The organism is Caproicibacter sp., from assembly GCF_046707225.1.
Classification (GTDB): domain Bacteria; phylum Bacillota; class Clostridia; order Oscillospirales; family Acutalibacteraceae; genus Caproicibacter.
This window is the reverse complement of sequence record NZ_JBJKOP010000032.1, coordinates 118,679-137,511: the sequence shown is the minus strand read 5'-3', so window position 1 is coordinate 137,511 and position 18,833 is coordinate 118,679. Positions and strand designations below refer to the sequence as shown.

Sequence of the window (18,833 nt, the reverse complement as noted above, 5' to 3'; positions counted from 1 at the left end):
ACCTCTAATACTAAAAACTTTTTATGAGATCCTGATTGAGTCTTTTGATAATTTCGGTTGCCAGCCGAATCGCATTCATACAGTCCGACAAGGACGAAATGCCATAATGCGTATGCGCATAGCGGACCGGAACGCCGACTACAATCACGGGGACTCCCCTGTTGGACAAATGAATCTGCGACCCGTTGGTCGAGCCGCCGGTACGCACTGCGGTCTGCACCGGAATGCCGAGCTCTTCCGCCAGATCAAGCGCGAAACGCTGGAACCTCGGATTCGTAATCATCGCGCGGTCGATGAAACGGAGCATAGGCCCTTTGTTTACCGCAGTCTGAATCATGTAATCTTCCGTAAACGTGTCGTCCGCGGGACAACCCTCAAATACAATCGCAATATCCGGCTTCACCGTACGGGACGTTACCTTTGCGCCGCGTGTTCCCACTTCTTCCTGTGAGGCAAGAGCGCCGACTACATCGACGTTCAGATTCTCCCCAATCAGAGTCTTCATCGTTCCGATCACGGAAGCGACACCCAGCCGGCAGTCAAACGCCTTGCCGAACATCAGGTTTGTTTCCGCATTGTATTCAAAAGTTACGTCGGGGACAACCGGCTCGCCGATTCGGATATGAAATCTCTGTTCCGCGTCTTCTTTTGACATGGCCCCGATATCGATTGCCATATTGGAAATGTCGTTTTCCATTTTCTTTTCGGCTTCCGTCATAAAATGGGGCGGTTTGCTGACGGTAATGCCCGGTATGTAGTCTCCCCCGGCGTTCCGGACTAAAACCCTGTGGGCCGCAATCGAATTTGCGGGCCAGCCGCCCAGCGAAATAAAGCGCAGCGTTCCGTTCGGTTTGATCGCCTGAACCATAAACGATACTTCATCCGTATGAGCGTCCAGCATTACAACCGGCTTATTCCCCGTGCTTTCCGCATATCTGAGGTATAAGTTTCTGACACTGTCCTCCTGAATTTCGGCAAAATTCCGGGCGTATTTTCTGGCTACCGCGAGGACCTCGTCCTCAAATCCGGAAGCCCCTTTCGCATTGGACAACTCTTCAGCAAGTTTTAAAACATTTTGCTCCATTGGCTGCATGCATTCATTCTCCAGTTTCTATATTTATGTTATTTGATCAAAACCCTTTTAATCGATCGGCTGCGGCAGTTTCAGCTTCTTCATTTCTCCCATAAAATCAACAATATAGTCCGCAGTAGCCTGAAGCATTTCGCGGCCCCATTCGGGAGTCGCCTTTTCCGGATGGTCCGGGCCGATCCATCCGTTGCCGGCGTATTCTTTCACATAACGCGGAAACTGAACCGTTACGCCCTTATACTGTACGGAGCGGAATCCGGTGGTGATCATATTTTCGCCGATATCGTTTTTCAGCTCCATCGGACCAATCATGCTCTTGTCCACAAAAGACTCGTTCACCGCCATGACGGCCGCCGTTTCTTCCGCGCCGCCGTGGCCGCCTTTCCATGCAGGATTCAGTTCCCATGCCATCAGCCACCAGTTCAGTTCCGCCGCAAGCGCGCCCCTTTGATGCAGTTCGGAGCAGATGCGGTCCAGCACCTGAATATTCCCGCCATGGCCGTTCAAAAATACAAACCGGCGAACCCCGAACTTGAAAAAACCATCCGTGATTTTTTTCAGAACGCTGTACAACACGTCGGTGCCAAGAGTTATGGTGCCGGGGAACATGGAAAGATCGTCGCACGCGCCGTAAGGCAAAGTCGGCGCAATCATAACATCCGACTTTTCTTCGATCAGGTCCAGAATTTTATCGGGGATCAGCGTATCCGTACCAAGCGCGATATGTTTTCCATGACATTCGTTGCTGCCGACCGCTATGACGATCATATCGTTATTGCGGAAGTACTCTTCTGCTTTCACCCAGGAGATATGTGCTAATCTCATCTGTAATTTCCTTCCTTTTCTGAATTATTAAAAAAAGCAGCGGTCTCCCCTCGTTTTTTGGGAAAGCACCGTTGCTTTCTTTGTTAATAAGATAGTAAAAGCATTATTATTTGTTCATTTATAAAGTGATTACTATTATATAATTGTTTGGTCCTGATGTCAATACATTTTGCAATTTTTCATCGTCATTAATTCATAGCAACAGGTAAACGGAAAATCAATCAGGTGCCAATAAAAAAAGCCGCAAGCCTTCCGGCGGTTTTCTCTTCAATTCCTCCCTAAAATTTCTTCTTGACATTCAAAAGTATTAGTGATATTTTAATAATCGGTAAACGATTACGTAATGGAGAATATAGGTAAAATGTTAAATAATCCTACCATAAAAGACGTTGCTGAAAAAGCAAATGTTTCGGTCGCTACCGTTTCCCGTGTATTGAACGGTCTTACGGGCTTCTCCGCCGAAACGGAAATCCGGGTACGCAACGCAATCGCCGAGCTGGGTTACCAGTTTAACGCTGTGGCCAGAAATCTGAAAATGAAAAAGACAAACATTATCGCCGTTCTGATTCCTCAGGTAGAAACCACATTTTACGTCAAAATTCTGAACGGAATCGAGGACGCGGCGCAAAATTGCGGTTACAGCGTCATGGTCTGCCATGTGGGGATTTCCGGGAACAGAACGCAGGAATATATTAAAATGCTGGCGGAGCGCCAGGTGGACGGTATCATTGGCTGCAGCCTCCCTCCGGATGAGAAGATCGACACGCTGATGGCAGAATGTGAAATTCCCTGCGTGCTGGTTTCCACTCTGTCCTCCCGCTATTCCATTCCCTATATCAGGGTGGACGATTTCAAGGCCTCTTATGCCGCAACTACCTATTTAATCAAAAAAGGTCATAAGAACATCGCGATGCTTGCGGGCTCTCAGGATGACGTTGTCGCAGGCGTGCTGCGACTGAAGGGCTACCGAAAAGCACTGGAAGACAACCAGATTCCCTACAGTCCGAAGCTGGTCCAGTATACCCGCTTCAGCTATGAAACAGGACTGCAGGCCGCAAAGGATCTGCTGAACAGCGGCGAAAGCTTCACCGGTGTTGTGGCCTGCTGCGACGAGGTCGCCGTCGGCGCAATTTCCGCCGCTTATGAAGCCGGGTTAAAAGTGCCCGATGCTTTCTCTGTGATCGGCTACGATAACACCAGAACCGCAGAAATGGCGGTTCCGCCCCTCACTACTGTTTCACAGCCTCTCTACCCCATGGGGGAGCAGGCCTTTCATATGCTGCAAAACGAAATGGAGCAGGGAAAAAAAGCGGAGAATCAAATCCTTCCCTATGAAATCGTGGAACGCGATTCGGTCAAAAAGATCTGATTCTTTTTTGTCCGGTTACGTAAACGATTACCCTTATCTTTTTGTCAGGCACTTTTCAAAGTTTTATTATATTATTTTCAGGGGGTTGCTGTTATGAAAAACAAAGCAAGTCGTTTGGCGGCACTATTCCTTTCGCTGTCCGTCATGGTAGCGTCGATGGCAGGATGCTCGTCCGGTTCTTCCGGCGCTGCTTCCGCGGCTCCGGGGGCGTCGGGCGGTACGGCGTCGGCGACATCGGCAAAAGACATAAAGGCTACGGTCACGTTCTGGCATACCTACAGCGCAAATTCAGAGGCGAAAGTGCTGAATGAAAAAATCATCCCGGCTTTTAATCAGGAGTATCCGAATATCAAAATCAAATCGGTCACAATGCCCACCGACAACTTTAAGCAGCAGGTTTTACAGGCGGCGGCGAGCGGTTCCGCGCCGGACGTTATGCGCATGGATATTACCTGGGTTCCGCAGTTTGCAAATTTAAACGCTCTCGTCGCGGTCGACGGCATGGACGGATTCAGCGACATCAAATCCAACAGCTATGAGGCTACTTTGAACACGTGTAAATGGAAAGAGAAATATTACGGCGTTCCTCTCGATACCAATACGACGATCGCAATCTATAATAAAGCCGATTTACAGGCCGCGGGCTTGAGCGCGGCACCGAAAACGATGGATGAACTGGCCGACGCGGCTGAAAAAATTAAAGGCCAGCATCCAAACGGGCTGATCGGTATTTCCGGAACCGGTATGTGGAGCATGGCGCCGTTTTTTCTGTCGCTCGGCGGAAAATATTGTGACGACGGCTACACAAAGGCAACCGGATATGTCAACAGCAATGAGAGTATCGCGGCCCTGACAAAGCTGGTTTCCTGGAACGACAAGGGTCTGATCGGCAAGTGCATGCTCAACGGCCAGCCCGGAACATGGGACGGCCTGAAAGCAAACGACGGTTATATGATGGTGAACGACGGGCCGTGGTTCTATACCCTGCAGGATAAAAAGACAACCGACAACGATACCTATGCGCAAATGCCCGCCGACACTTCCAAAAGCATTTCGGTGGTCGGGGGCGAAGACATGGTCATGTTCCAGAACTGCAAAAATCAGGAAGCGGCCTGGCTGTTCATGAAATTCATGTTCTCCGACTATGCCCAGAAGACCATGGCGCTTGAGGTAAATCAGTATCCCGTCAACAAAAAAGTCGCTCAGGACTCCGAACTGACCTCCAACCCGATTTTCAAAACTTATATGCAGCAGCTTGAAACCTCCTGGGCAAGGATTCCGAATCCGTCGATTGAGGAAATGGATAACGACATCAGCCTTGCTTTTGAAAAGGCATTCCGCCACAAAGGCACCGTAAAAGAAAATCTGGATGCGCTCGCAAAGCAGCTCGACGACTTGTTCGCGAAGAATTCATAAAGCTTTTCCCATTGCGAACAAACCGCGCCATCCTGAAGCAAATCGGCCGCCGCTCCGCAGCGGCGGAGCGGCGGCCGGATTTTGCCATACTTTTTTGACGGGAAGGTTCTTATGAAAAAAAGCAACAGAATCACCGGGATTCTCTTATTGGGCTCCCTATTCTTATTCACGTTCGGCTGTTCCCAAAGCAATCAGGTCAGGGTTCAGACGACGGATTCCTACGCGGCCCAGAGCAAACTGATCCATGATGTGTTCACGGACAAATCGGCGTATCACCCGAAGGAAACCGTCCGCCTCACCCTTTCTTTAAACAATCAGACGGGCAGCGACTTCGAAGGAACGCTCCATCTGAATTTCAAACATCTGGATCAGACGGTAAAGACACAGGAGATTAAAGTCGGCCTGAAAAAGGGCGAGGAAAAGTCCGTTTCAGCCGCATGGCTTCCGCCGTCGGAGGATTACACGGGCTATCTGGTAGAGGTTCTGGCCGTATCGGGCAATCAAATAGAAGACCAGAAAAACACCGCGGTCGACGTATCGTCCACATGGGAAAAATTCCCGCGTTACGGGTACCTGTGCAATTACGGTGAAATGACGAAGGAACAGACTCAGGACACGGTGGATTGGCTGTGCAAATATCACATGAACGGGTTGCAATTTTATGATTGGCAGAACTCCCACGACCAGCCGCTTGCCGGAACCGTACAAAATCCGGCGGAAGAATGGAAAGATATCGCCAACCGCGACACGTTCGCATCGACCGTGAAAAACTATATTCAGGCCTGCCACAGCCGAAACATGATGGCCTGCAACTACAATCTGATGTTCGCGGCGTACAACGATTACGAAAAGCGCGGCATTCAAAAAGAATGGGGACTCTATAAGGACCCCGAGCATGATTTGCAGGACACGCACGAGCTTCCGGCCAGCTGGGCCAGCAATTTGAATCTGATGAATCCCGGCAGCGCGGGTTGGCAAAACGACCTTCTTTCACGGGAGAAAGATGCTTTTGAAATTTACAATTTCGACGTCTTCCATGTCGATACGCTGGGCAACCGGGGAATCCGGTATGATTACGACGGAAACAGGATTTCACTGGACGAACAGTACACCGGTTTTCTGAACCAGGCGAAAAAGGCTCTGAAAAAAAGGATCGTAATGAACGCGGTAAACGGGTATGGAGCAGGCGAAGCCGCCAAAGCAAACACGGACTTTCTGTACACCGAAGTCTGGCCCGACACCTACCCGACCTACAGCCGCCTGAAAGACGCGGTTGATGATAACACACGGCTTTCCGGGGGAAAGAAATCGTCTGTAATCGCCGCATATATGAATTACAAAGCGTCCGGTCGGGAGTTCAACGAAAACGCGGTTAAACTGACAGACGCCGTTATTTTCGCCGCGGGTGGGTCCCACCTTGAACTGGGAGATACCGGGATGCTTTCAAGCGAGTATTTCCCGAATCAAAAAATGATTTTGTCGGATCGCCTGAAAAATGATTTAAGAAGCTACTACGATTTTCTGACCGCCTATGAAAATATTCTGCATGGCCAGAAAAGCTGGTCGGGTCTCACTGCGGAGATTGACGGTTATCCCGTCAGTGATTCGGGCGACTCGGGCAGCGTTTGGGTTTTCGGTTCCAAAAACAAAACGTGCGAAACCATTCAGCTGATCAATTTATTGTCGAGGTCCGACGAGCAATGGCGCGACGATACGGCAAGCTGTGAAAACCCGAAAACACTCGGCGCCTTTACTTTGAAGTTGGACGATTTTTCCGGCAAAGTCAAAAGCGTTTATCTGGCGTCGCCGGATATCAAGGGCGGAAGCATGTTTCCTCTTGACTTTTCCGTAAAAAATGGAAAACTAAGTGTAAACATTCCTTCTCTGCAATACTGGAATATGCTTGTCGTGCAGACGCAGGCATAATCGTCCGGCTCAAGCAATTACTCGGTTGTCTTATCAGGAGGTGTGTCTATGGATAAAAACTCGATTGAAAAAACGTCTTTCCGCAAAGGCGCGCGCCAGCTGATCGCGGTTGCTCCGTTTATCCTCGTCGGATTTGTTTTCGTCTGCATTTTCGTCATCTACCCGCAGATTAAAAACGTCTGGATGAGCTTAACGGAATATAACATCATGCAGCCGTCGAACAGCGTCTTTGTGGGAATCCAAAATTACGCGAAGGCCTTTGTCGGCGACGAAAAAGATAAGTTCTGGATTGCCTTTCGCAACGTGATCCTGTACGGCGTATTCACCATTCCGCCCGGGATGCTGATCGGACTCATCCTGGCCGTTCTGATCAACGGCGTTAAAAAGTTCAATACGTTTTTCCGCGCGATTCTGTACCTTCCGGTCCTCATCGACTGGATCGTCGTCAGTATCATCTTTCTTTATCTGTTTTCCGACGGAAAAGCGGGCCTTGTCAACTACTACTTAATGAAGCTGAATATTTTACAGCAGCCGATCGCCTGGTTCTCGAGCACTTGGACCGCAAACGCGGTCATCTGGATTTTCGGAATCTGGAAAAGCATCGGGTGGGTGATGATTATTTATCTGGCGGGCCTGCAGGGAATTTCAAAGGATATTTATGAAGCCGCCGAAATTGACGGCGCGACCAAAACGCAGAAATTTTTAAAAATCACCATTCCCTTAATCCGGCCCACAACGTATTTCGTTCTGATCAATCTGATTATCGGTTCTTTCAACGTATTCTTTGCCGTCTATATGCTGACCAGCGGCGGCCCCATCGGAACTACCGATGTCTTGCAGAACTACATGTACAATCAGGCCTTCAAATACATGAACTTCGGCTATGCCTGCGCGATCAGCGTCATCACAGGGCTTTCGATTCTGCTGCTGACGATATTCAGAGATAAGTTCTTTAAGTATGAAAGGAACTAGGTGGCTTGGATGAAACACAGACTTGGTCAAAGCGCAAAATACATATTTCTATGGCTTTTTGTCATCATCTCGATCATTCCGTTTTTATCAATGATCAGCACATCCTTCAGTCAGGCGATGTACGAGCTGCCCTACCCGCCGAAAATACTGCCGGATTCCGTCAATTTTTCGAACTACGTTAAGGTCATAGAAGAGGACAATTTTTTACGGTACTTTATTAACAGCGTGTTTTTGGCAACGGTTGTAACAGCGTGCGTTCTTCTCATCTCTTCCATGTCCGCATACGGATTCGCAAGGTTTGATTTCCCGTTTAAAAAATTTATTTTCAACCTTTATCTGTTTACCATGATGGTTCCGGGGGTGTTAAACCTGATTGCCCAGTATTCCGTCATCAGCGGAATGCATCTGGTCAACACCTACACGGGGATTCTTCTGCTGATGGTCGGCGGAGGCATTGCCGGTAACACCTTCTTTTTGCGGGGCTTCTTTGAAAACATCCCCCATGAGCTTGAAGAATCGGTGATCATAGACGGCGGCGGACGCTGGTGCGTTTTTTGGCACATTATTCTCCCGCTTTCCAAACCCTCTCTCGGAACCCTCGGCATTATGGTGTTTTCAGGAATATGGAGTGATTTTTTCACCGTTCTGACCTTTATAAAAGACAGCGACAAATGGACCCTGCCCGTGGCCTTGCAGCTGCTGCGCGGGGAACACGCAACCGAATGGGGAACGGTGATGGCAGCTTCCGTCCTCCTGTTTATTCCGGAGCTGATTATGTTTATTATCGTACAAAAAAATCTTGTTCAGTCCGCGGGCGGCGAAGGTGCCGTGAAGGGCTGAGGTGAAATTAAGACGGGAGGCAAACCATATGATTCGAGACATCACACCGCTAAAAGCTCAGTTTTCCATGAACGAACCCCTCGCCTTCGAAGTCCATGTCGAGGAAGGATTTTCTTCCGACGACACCGTAAAAATCCGGCTGTTTCATTTGGGCCGGCTTTGCTTTGAAGAAGAGAAAGCCGTTCAAAAAACCCTGTTGTTTCAATACGCTCCTAAAAGCTGCCAGGGAAGCATGGAGGGATATTGGGTGCAGGCCATCCAAAAACGGGGCGAAACGGTTGTCTCGCGGCAAACCACCGCGTGCGACAGGGCGGTAAACTGGAGGTACGCTCCGAGATACGGCTTTTTGTCCGATTTTGAGAAAGAAAATCTCACGGATGAAAGGGACGTTCTCCAGATGAACCGTTATCATCTGAATGTCATCCAGTTTTACGACTGGATGTACCGGCATGATGATTTTTTCCCTCCGAAAAGCGATTTCACGGATATTATGGGGAAAGCCTCTTCCATGGACACGGTCAAAAATAAAATCGGGCTTGCACACCGCCACGGCATGAAGGCCTTCGCTTACGGAGCCGTTTACGGAGCCGAAAAGTACCGTCAGGAACACCCGGAAAGCTCTCTTTATGACGGGCACGGCGAACCGATGAAATTTATCGACCGCATCTATTTTATGGATATCAGCAGGGGCAGCGAATGGCACGACCATATTCTCGGCGAATATAAAAAAGCGGTTGAATTCGGCTTTGACGGCATTCATATGGATCAGTACGGCTTTCCCAAGGAGGCGTACGCCAAAGAGAACAGAAAATGGAGGCTCCGAAAGCTGCGGGAAGACTTTCCCGCGCTGATTAACGACACAAAGGCGGCCCTGCCGGGCTGCGGGGCCATTTTTAACGCGGTGAACAACTGGCCGGCCGACTCCGTTGCGGATACGGATCAGGACTGTGTTTATATTGAAGTCTGGTCCCCCAACGACACCTATTTCGACTTAACCCGATTAATCGCCGACGCAAAGAAGGCGGCGCCGGACAAACAGGTGATTCTGGCCGCATATCTGCTTCCCTTCGCGGATTGTGACGATCCTCAAAACATTATGTGGACCGCCTTTCTTACCATGGCGACAATCTTTTCAAGCGGAGGCTTTCATCTTCTGCTCGGGGAAGAAAACGGTTTGCTGACACAGGCATATTATTCTGATTACTGCCGGTTGTCAAGCGGGGAATTTGTCTCTCGAATGCTTGACTATTACGATTTTATCACCGCCTACGGAGAACTTCTTTTTGATCTTTCCCTTGTCGACGACACCAGAACGCATACCGGCGGAATCAACGAAGACTATCTGTTTGCCGGGGCCGATTTTTCAACGACTCCAAAGGCAGGCTGCGTTTGGACCCAAATCAAACACATGGCGGCCTACCGGGTGATCCATCTGGTCAATTTCACCGGGATTGACCACATGGATTGGAACCGCGCCCAGGAAAAATCGCCCGATTTTGTGAAAGGAATCCAAGTTGACGCGCTGGTCGCGGAGGACGTGGAGGAAGTACGTCTGATGTCGCCCGATTTGAAGCACGGAGAGAGTCAAGCGCTGAATTTCACTCGCAGTATTCGTGAGAACGGGTGCCGGGCGGTTCAATTTTCAATTCCGGAATTGAAGGTCTGGGATGTCATTGCGATCAAGGTCAAATTACCCTAACGTCAATGCAGGGATCATTGACAAAAAAATTATGACGACAGCGAGGTTAAGTCAATGGAAAAGAAATGGTGGAAAGAAGCCGTCGTTTATCAAGTCTATCCGCGAAGCTTTCTGGACAGCAGCGGGGACGGCGTCGGCGACTTGCGGGGAATCATCCAAAAGCTCGACTACATCCGGGATTTAGGCGCAAACGTGATCTGGCTCTGCCCGATCTACGATTCGCCGAACGCGGACAACGGCTATGATATTCGGGACTACCGCAAAATTATGAAAGAATTCGGCACCATGCGGGATTTCGAGGAGCTGCTCGCACAGGCCCATCAAAAGGGCCTGAAAATCGTGATGGACCTTGTGGTAAACCACACCTCCGACGAGCATGAATGGTTCCAGAAAAGCAGGCAGTCGCCCGCGAATCAGTACCGCGGCTATTATATCTGGAAAGACGGAAAAGACGGCGGGGAGCCCAACAACTGGGGCGCCGTCTTCGGCGGCTCCGTATGGAAATTCGACGATTCCGCAAAACAATATTACATGCATCTGTTTGCCGAAAAGCAGCCGGATTTAAACTGGGAAAATCCGGAGGTGAGAAAAAACGTCTACGATATGATGACCTGGTGGCTGGAAAAAGGCGTCGACGGGTTCCGAATGGACGTGATCAACGCCATTTCCAAAGATCAGCGTTTTCCTGACGGAGAGGTCCCGCCCGGACAAAAGTACGGAGACGGATGGAAACACACCACCAACGGGCCGCGTGTCCATGAGTTTTTGCAGGAAATGCACCGGGAGGTTCTGAGCAAATACGATGTGATGACGGTTGGGGAAACCGGCGGAATCACAACGGCGGACGCGCAAAAATATGCCGGTTTTGACCGGCATGAGCTGAATATGGTTTTTCAGTTTGAGCATGTGGACCTCGGAGGCAACGAAAACGGAAAATGGAACGACCAGCCGGTTGCGCTGCGCGACCTGAAAGAAATCATCACCCGCTGGCAAACGGAGCTGAACGGAAAAGCGTGGAACAGTCTGTATTTTGGCAACCACGACCAGCCGCGCTCCGTTTCGCGGTTCGGAAGCGACGGAAAATTCCGGGAAAAATCCGCAAAGCTGCTTGCAACCCTTTTGCTGACCCTGCAGGGAACGCCTTTTATCTATCAGGGAGAAGAAATCGGAATGACCAACGTTCCCTTTCAGAATATCGGGCAGTTCCGCGATATTGAAACGCTGAACGCTTACCGCGAACTGAACGGCCGGTATCCGGGCGAAGAGGAACGGGTCATGCGGTACATCCGCGCAAAAAGCCGCGACAACGCGCGAACCCCCATGCAGTGGGACGATACTCCCAACGCGGGTTTTTCCCGGGCAGAGCCGTGGATTCCGGTCAATCCAAACTATCGCCGGATCAACGTCAGCCAAAACCTTTCCGACCCGGACTCCGTTTTTCATTATTACCGGAAAATGATCCGGCTGCGCCGGAAATTCCCGGCGCTGATTTACGGTTTCTACCGCCCATTGCTGGAAGGCCACGAACAGGTCATCTGCTTTGAGAGAGAGTATCATGACCAGACTCTGCTTATGGTTCTGAATTTCAGCAAAGAAGCCGCGCAGGTCAGGCTTCCGGATTCCGTCGATCCATCCGGAACTCTGCTCATTTCAAACGATCCGGCATGTGAAAACCGGATTCTCTCGAAAACGATGGCTCTTCCTCCTTTCGAAAGCCGCGTCTACCTGTTAAGCTGAGCCGAAAAGCGCCTTGAAGCTTCAACAACAAGAAAATGCGCCTGAAAGCGGGTTTTAACGCCCGCTCAAGGCGCATTTTTGCACATTATTATTGAGGAGTCACAGGGTTTTAAAGTATTCTGTAGGAGTAACATGGTAGAATTTCTTAAAAACCGAATTAAAATGCTTGGAATTGATAAACCCAACCTCCGCGGCTAACGTATAGATTTTCTTGTTCGGGTCCGCTTTCATTCTCATAATTGCCTGTTCCATTCTGACCCGGGTAACAAATTTGGAGTAAGGCTCCCCCACTTCCCTGTGAAACAGATCGCTTAAATAGCTGGACGAAACCCCCAATTTTTCAGCGATCAGTGTAAGACTGATCGGTTCGCTGTAATGGGCGGCAATGTATTCCTTGGCCCGTTCCGCCAACTGATTGCCGTCGTCGGCAAGCTGGAACTTTTCATCCTGATTCAGCGCCAGGATCGCCTGATAAACCGCGTCCGCCATTCCATCTCCCGTCGCCTTGCCGCGCGTTTTCTGCCATGACAGCGCAAGCTGCTGAAAACCTCTATCCAAACGATTTCTTTTGACTTTGCCCCGCTTCGAAATCTGCTGCAGAAGCGAAAGGCCGAAACGCGCGGAAACCAGAGGGTCGGCAGAGTCCGGCATACCTTGAAAAAATTCATTGAGAGCGGCGTAAATCCCGGAATCATTGCCCGATACGTAGTCGGAATAAACCGAAGACGCGAGCCCCGCAAAGCCGGCGGCCGGATTCCGGCCTTCCTCCCCCGAAGAGAGCCCCGGCTGCTGCAAAAAAGCCAGGATGAAATTCTGCGACGCGGCTTCGTAGGAATTCCGCAGGCACAGAATATCATGTTCCACCGTACCAATCGCATTTAGTATCGGAACAGAATAGTCGCGTTCCATTTGGGAACGCACCTCTTTGTAAAACCGCCGAGCCTTTTCGAGCATCTCTTCTTTTTCCCGGGAACAGATTAAAACGGCCGTGTTGTCTCCGTCGCAGTAACATACCGCGGAGTTGGGGTCGTCTTTGCAGTTTTCCATGCAGATCTGATTCAAGCGCATTTGATACGACTCCGTTTCCTGATAGCTTTTTCCCTCGGTCATCAAAACGGCCGAATCGACGCCGAATATCCCCACGCAAGAACATGCCTGCTGAAGCAGCTCCATCTTTTTGCCTGCCATGACGGAATAAATCGATTTCATGCCGGAGTTCTCCTGATGGATCACCGAACTTAAAAACCGGGACCGCAGCTCCGGGTCCGTCAAACTCTCTTTGACAAGGAAATCCTCCGAAACAAGTTTTGCCTGAGCCGAGCGGATCTGCTCGGAAATTTTCTTCAGCGTATCGGCGATGCTCTGATCGCTGATCGGTTTTAAAAGATAATCCGAAACGCCGCAGCGAATGGCCCTCTGCGCATAGTCAAAATCATCAAAGCCGGAAATAATCACGACCCTGGTCTGCGGATGGATTTCGCTGATAAATTTTGCGAGCTCCAGGCCGTCCATTTCCGGCATCCGAATGTCCGTGACCACCAGTTCAAAACTCTGCCGCTGCAGCAGTTCAACTGCCTGCAGGCCGTCCAGCGCAATGCCGGAAACCTGCCACTCCGGAGCAATCCTTTCAATACTGTTTTTAAAATATTTCACCATCAGCGGTTCGTCGTCAACAATCATTAAGGAATACATCGGTCGACTCTCCTTTCCTGCCGTTGATCGGCATACGCAAAGAAACACAGGTGCCCTCATTGGTTTTTGAAGCAATACTGATCCCATATTCCGCCCCGAATTTCAGCTGCAGTCTGGAATTCACATTCATCAGCCCGATGCTTTCGTTCAAAACATCCTCTCCCCGGTCAGAAGCTTGAGAAGAAGAGACCCGAAACATACGGTTCAGTTCTTCCACCTGTGCCTGTTCCATTCCTTTGCCGTTATCCTCAACGGAAATCACAAAGCAGTTTTTCTCCTCTTTACAGCCGATCTGAATAACGGAATTCCCCCGTTTCATCTCGCAGCCGTGAATAATGGCGTTTTCCACGATCGGCTGCAGCGTCAAGGCAGGAATTTCATACTTCAAAAAGCGCTCCGGAATCTCAATCCGGTACAAAAAGCGGTCTTCATACCGGGTCTTTTGCAGACTCAGATAAGCATCCACCAGCTTCAGCTCCGCGGACAGCGGAATGTCCTTGTCGGTGTTCATGACTCCCCGGAGAAAAAACGAAAAATCTTCTATGCTGCGGATCGCCTCGTCCTGCTCCCCGCACTTAATCAATAAGCTGATCGTATTGAGCGTGTTATACAAAAAATGCGGCTTAATCTGACTGCACAGCACGTTGTACTGCGCTTCCTTTTGCAGATAGCGCGACTGATAGACCTCCTTGACAAGCCGGGTGTTTTTACGCACCGTTTTCCGGAGTCTGTTCACCATCGTATTGAAAGATTCGGTTAAATACCCGATTTCATCATGATTTTTCACCGGAACCTGCACCGACAGGTCGCCATCCTGCACCTCCCGCATTCGCCTGACGATCGTGAAAATAGGATTTAAAAAGCTGTTTGCAAACAGGACCAGCACAAAGACGGCGGCGGCCGCGCAGATCAGCGCGGCGACAAACGCGGCGTTCCTGGTTTCCAAAAAATACCGGTTCAGCTGGTTGTAAGAACTGACTTTCGCGATTTTCCAGCTTGTCGTACTCAGGGTAGAAGTGTTGATGACATATTTTGTCCCGCCAATCAAAGAAATCCTGCTGCCGTCCGTCTCCAGAGCAGCCTGATAAATCGGGTCATCCAGCTTTCCGACCGTAAATCTGCTGTTCTGGTAGATAATGTTTTTATCCTGGTCGATAATAAAAAGCGCGCTGCCGTCCTCCAGCTGAACCTTATCGCAAATGGTTTTAATTTCCGCGTAATTCGCGTCAACCTTGATCACGCCGAGAACCCTGGAATTATCCTCTTTGCTTCGAAGACTCTGAACAAAGGAAAAAATCTGCGTTTTATCGTTTCCGAAGACCTTTTCCGAATGGACGGGAAGAAAAATCTGTTGCTGCGTGGAAAGGGCCTGCCGATACCACGAAGATTTCGTGTAATCAAGGTAATCCGCCATATTATAGGGCGTTTTTATATTGGAGTAAACGCCGCTGTCCGTCAGGATATAGACGCGCAGAATATCGTCGCGGGGCAATATCATAACGGAGCCCAGATAACTTTCGATTTTTCGCTGCTTTTCCAGCTTATCCATATCGTTTTGGGGTTGACTTTCCAGTTCCTCCATGACACTGTTATTATAATAGGGTGTCAGGCTGAGCCGAAAAAGCTCTTTGAGGTAGGTATCCACATTCATGCTGATCTGGTCGATAATCTGCTGGGTCTGTTCTTTGGTCTGCTCCGTAAAATAATTCGTATACCGGTTATAGCTTAATACGGATACCAGCGTCACGGACAAGACAATCAGCAGAGAAATGATCACCAGCAGCTTTCGCCGAATGCTCCAACTGCGATAGGGGTGAAAAAATCGTTTTTTCATCAACGCCGTCCCCCTTTATTAACATTATATCAACAATCCGGCCGTTAAGCAATTGAACCAATAATCAATCCAAAAAACTCAAACTATTATCTAATAAAGCGGGAATTTTCTTTTCTTTGCAAACATGTTACTCTTAAAAAAGGAGGCATGTTGAATTTTAAAGGAGGAATTTTCATTGAAAAAACTTTTAGCCGTACTGTTGAGTGCGGCGCTTCTTGGGGGAACATTTTCCGGATGTGCTACGTCGGTCAGCCCATCCGCGTCGTCTCAGCCTCAGGGGGCCTCGTCTTCCGAAGCAGGCTCGCAGTCGGATTCCGGGGGTAAAGTAACCCTGAAACTGTTCACGGGCAAAATCGAAACCATCGATGTCATGAATGAAATCATCAATGATTTTAATTCGTCCCAGGACAAGATCACGGTGGAACAGGAGTACCAGAAAGACGCCAGTAACATCATCAAGATTAAGTTTGCGTCCGGTGAGGTTCCCGACATCATGACGACCTACGAACAGGGTTACGTCGATCAGGGTAAATACCTTGACCTGTCCGACCAGACAGACTGGTGGAGTAGACTCTCCGCCGCGATGAAGGCCGACTGCACCGATGTAAAGACCGGAAAGCAGTACCGTGTCTGCACCAACATGACAATGGCCGGATTCTTTTACAACAAAGATATTTTCAGCGAGTTGGGCTTAAAGCAGGCAACCACCTGGGAAGAATTTGAAAAGAATCTGGAAACCATCAAACAAAAGAAACCCGGCGTGACCCCCTGGTTTATCTTCGGAAAGGAAGCATGGTCCCTGGGGCACCTGATTGAATTCATTCCGCACGGCTACATAAAGCAGACGCTCGGTACGGTCGATGCGAGAAAAGCGATGCTCGACAACGACAAGGAAAAGCTGAACTTCGGCGCTGCCGACGGACCCATGGCCGTATTTGCAAAAGACCTGCTGGAACTGAAAAGCAAGGGTCTCATCAACTCCGACGCTTTGACCGCGACCAACGATAACTGCGTACAGGATTTCGTCACGGGAAAAGCCGCCATGTTCAGCAACGGCATGTGGGTTCTGTCCAGCCTGACGGACGCCGACCCCAATATCGTGAGCAAAATTGGCTTTGCTCCTTATCCGTCTTATATGCCGAAATCCAAACCGGTCATTTTAAGCGCGGAGGATTCCGGTTATTCCATTTCCGCCACAACAAAGCATAAAGCTGAGGCCATCGAATTTTTAAATTATCTGTTTAAACCGGAAAACCAGAAAAAATACAGCGAAGCCGCGGGAGCTCCCTCCGCCTTCACGGATGTTCAGGCCGATTGGGCGCCGGCGCTTCTGGCAAATGAGGTCACCACCGCCCTGAAATCCGCCGTCAACATCGATTTCACCAATGAAAAGCCGGCCGGATTTTCCGGCGACGACGCGGGCCGCATGGTGCAGGACCTGCTCGGCGGAAAATACACGCCGGAAACCTTTGCCACCGCGTACCAAAAAGCTTGGGACGACGGCATGAAATAAGCCATGAAATAAGCGAAGACATTTTGCACGGGGGGTGTCTTGAAAGATACCCTCCGTTTTTTAAAAGGGGTTATCTGCCGGTATGATGAAAACAAAAAAAATTGGATTGCACACTTTTATGGCCGTTCCCGCTTTTCTGTTATTCGCGGTGTTTTTTCTTTACCCGCTTTCGCAGGGAATCTGGATGAGCCTGACGGACTGGGACGGCATCAGCCGGGCTAATTTTATCGGTCTGCGGAATTTTTTTGATTTTTTTAAGGACAGCAGGGCCATCTCGGACATTAAAAACACGCTGATCTTCGCGCTGGGCAGCGCACCGCTGCTGAATATCGTCGGGCTCGGGTACGCGCTTTTAATGAATGGAAAATTCAAGGGAAAAGGCATTGCCCGCGTGATGATTTATCTGCCCGCCATAATCAGCCCCCTGATCATGGGGTACATCTGGTATATGCTGCTGCAGCCGGACCGCGGATTTGTCTTTCACGCGCTGGAGCTGATCGGGAAATCATCGCTTCTCGGCAACTGGCTTGGGGATTACACCGCGTGTATGGTTGTGCTTGTTCTTGTAAACGTATGGCAGTACGCCGGTATGACCATGGTAATCTACCTGGCGGGGCTGCAGAATATTCCCGATGAGCTGTACGAATCCGCGAAAATTGACGGAGCCGGTTTCTGGGACAGCTTTCGCTATGTCACCATGCCGATGCTGCTGCCTTCTATCCGGATCAACGTCGTTACAAACATTATCGGTTCCCTTGCCGTCTTCGATATTGTCATGGCTCTGACCGACGGCGGCCCGGGGTACGCCACCGAAACTCTCAGCATATATATCATGCGTATGTGCTACGGAAGCAAAACCGGGTATTCCACCGCCGTGGCGATCATCATGTTCTTTATCATTTTGATTCCCGTCATGATTTCGATGCGGCTGACGCGGGAAAAGGAGTGAACGGTTTGAATTCTGCAGTCAATTTCATGAAACATCTGGCAATTATTCTGATCTGCGCCGTTTGTCTGATTCCGTTTTATATCCTTCTGATTCTGTCTCTCAACAAGCCCCAGCGGATCTTTTACCAGGGAAATCTGTTCGTACCGGATTTTTATTTTCAAAACTATATTGATGCCTGGCAGAAATCCCACATTGGAACGGCGATTGTCAATTCCGCCGTCATCACTGTGGAATCGCTGGCGATCATTCTCATTTTCGGGGCAATGGCCGCCTTCACCATCGCCCGGTTCGACTATAAATTCAACAAGTTTGTGTTCTGGCTGTTTATGAGCTGCATGATGATCCCGGGAATCATCAACACCGTCCCTCTCTATGCTCTGATGATCCGTCTGAACGCGATCAACACGCTTTGGGGAATGAGCATGGTCTGCGCCACAATCGCTCTTCCCTCCTCCGTCTTCATCTTTACGGGATTTGTAAAGTCCCTGCCAAGGGAGATTGAAGAGGCCGCGATTATCGACGGATGCTCCTGGTTCAGGGTTTTCTGGAAAATCACGTTTCCTCTGCTCAAGCCGTCCGTTGCCGCCGTTGTAATTTTGAATGGATTCGGCATCTGGAACAACTACGCCCAGGCGGTGTTCTTCCTGCAGGACACAAAAAAGCATAACATTCCTCAGGCGCTGTCGGTTTATTTCCAGCAGTTTGCCGGTGCGCATTGGAATTTGATGGCCGCGACGGCCGTGATTGCCGTGATTCCCGTGATCGTTGCTTTTCTGATCTTTCAGAAAAGCCTGATGAAAGGCCTGACCGCCGGGGCTGTGAAAGGATAACTCTTCCATACCTGCCGCAGGTTGGCAAAACCTGGATTTTTTGAATAAGATCGGCAGCCGTTTCTGCTGCGAATAGAAAAGGCTCAGCTTCAAGTTTCCTCTTGATGCCGAGCCTTCTCTTTTTTATTTGATCCATTGGAT

At 49.7% G+C, this 18,833-nt stretch carries 14 protein-coding genes; 10 read left to right on the top strand and 4 right to left on the bottom strand.

Features of this window, described 5'->3' with window-relative positions; translation table 11 throughout:
- Positions 1-10: 10 nt before the first annotated feature.
- On the bottom strand, positions 11-1,093 hold the full coding sequence (locus tag ACLQ3M_RS06805) for a M42 family metallopeptidase (RefSeq protein ID WP_411676940.1): 1,083 nt from the start codon (positions 1,091-1,093) through the stop codon (positions 11-13).
- A gap of 48 nt (positions 1,094-1,141) precedes the next feature.
- Positions 1,142-1,915, bottom strand: a complete 774-nt coding sequence (locus ACLQ3M_RS06800) for a creatininase family protein (protein WP_411676939.1) — start codon at positions 1,913-1,915, stop codon at positions 1,142-1,144.
- A gap of 361 nt (positions 1,916-2,276) precedes the next feature.
- On the opposite strand from ACLQ3M_RS06800, the gene ACLQ3M_RS06795 reads away from it, so the two are divergent.
- The 7 genes from ACLQ3M_RS06795 (at position 2,277) to ACLQ3M_RS06765 (ending at position 11,874) form a co-directional block, all read left to right on the top strand.
- Positions 2,277-3,284 (top strand): LacI family DNA-binding transcriptional regulator, encoded by a 1,008-nt coding sequence (locus tag ACLQ3M_RS06795; protein WP_411676938.1) that lies wholly within the window; start codon positions 2,277-2,279, stop codon positions 3,282-3,284.
- Between the two features lie 93 nt (positions 3,285-3,377).
- The gene (locus tag ACLQ3M_RS06790) at positions 3,378-4,700 is read left to right on the top strand and encodes an extracellular solute-binding protein (RefSeq protein ID WP_411676937.1); all 1,323 of its coding nucleotides are present in this window, start codon (positions 3,378-3,380) and stop codon (positions 4,698-4,700) included.
- Between the two features lie 111 nt (positions 4,701-4,811).
- Entirely contained in the window at positions 4,812-6,626 is a 1,815-nt protein-coding gene (locus ACLQ3M_RS06785; RefSeq protein WP_411676936.1) for a glycoside hydrolase family 66 protein, read from the top strand.
- A gap of 48 nt (positions 6,627-6,674) precedes the next feature.
- Entirely contained in the window at positions 6,675-7,598 is a 924-nt protein-coding gene (locus ACLQ3M_RS06780; protein WP_411676935.1) for a carbohydrate ABC transporter permease, read from the top strand.
- Between the two features lie 9 nt (positions 7,599-7,607).
- A complete protein-coding gene (locus tag ACLQ3M_RS06775; protein WP_411676934.1) occupies positions 7,608-8,438 on the top strand; it encodes a carbohydrate ABC transporter permease in 831 nt (276 codons plus the stop codon).
- A gap of 28 nt (positions 8,439-8,466) precedes the next feature.
- Complete coding sequence (locus tag ACLQ3M_RS06770) at positions 8,467-10,137, top strand: glycoside hydrolase family 66 protein (protein WP_411676933.1); 1,671 nt, start codon at positions 8,467-8,469, stop codon at positions 10,135-10,137.
- A gap of 54 nt (positions 10,138-10,191) precedes the next feature.
- On the top strand, positions 10,192-11,874 hold the full coding sequence (locus ACLQ3M_RS06765) for a glycoside hydrolase family 13 protein (RefSeq protein WP_411676932.1): 1,683 nt from the start codon (positions 10,192-10,194) through the stop codon (positions 11,872-11,874).
- 99 nt (positions 11,875-11,973) lie between these two features.
- Here the strand turns inward: ACLQ3M_RS06765 and ACLQ3M_RS06760 are convergent, their stop codons facing one another.
- Positions 11,974-13,566 (bottom strand): response regulator, encoded by a 1,593-nt coding sequence (locus tag ACLQ3M_RS06760; protein WP_411676931.1) that lies wholly within the window; start codon positions 13,564-13,566, stop codon positions 11,974-11,976.
- A complete protein-coding gene (locus ACLQ3M_RS06755) occupies positions 13,544-15,400 on the bottom strand; it encodes a sensor histidine kinase (protein ID WP_411676930.1) in 1,857 nt (618 codons plus the stop codon). The genes ACLQ3M_RS06760 and ACLQ3M_RS06755 overlap by 23 nt, the downstream gene beginning before the upstream one ends.
- Before the next feature lie 175 nt (positions 15,401-15,575).
- Between ACLQ3M_RS06755 and ACLQ3M_RS06750 the strand changes: the two genes are divergently transcribed.
- The 3 genes from ACLQ3M_RS06750 to ACLQ3M_RS06740 all read left to right on the top strand — a co-directional run bounded on the left by ACLQ3M_RS06750 (position 15,576) and on the right by ACLQ3M_RS06740 (position 18,692).
- On the top strand, positions 15,576-16,913 hold the full coding sequence (locus ACLQ3M_RS06750; protein ID WP_411676929.1) for an ABC transporter substrate-binding protein: 1,338 nt from the start codon (positions 15,576-15,578) through the stop codon (positions 16,911-16,913).
- Between the two features lie 82 nt (positions 16,914-16,995).
- Positions 16,996-17,862, top strand: coding sequence for a carbohydrate ABC transporter permease (locus ACLQ3M_RS06745; RefSeq protein WP_411676928.1), 867 nt, complete (start codon positions 16,996-16,998; stop codon positions 17,860-17,862).
- Between the two features lie 5 nt (positions 17,863-17,867).
- Positions 17,868-18,692, top strand: a complete 825-nt coding sequence (locus ACLQ3M_RS06740) for a carbohydrate ABC transporter permease (protein WP_411676927.1) — start codon at positions 17,868-17,870, stop codon at positions 18,690-18,692.
- Positions 18,693-18,833 lie beyond the last annotated feature (141 nt).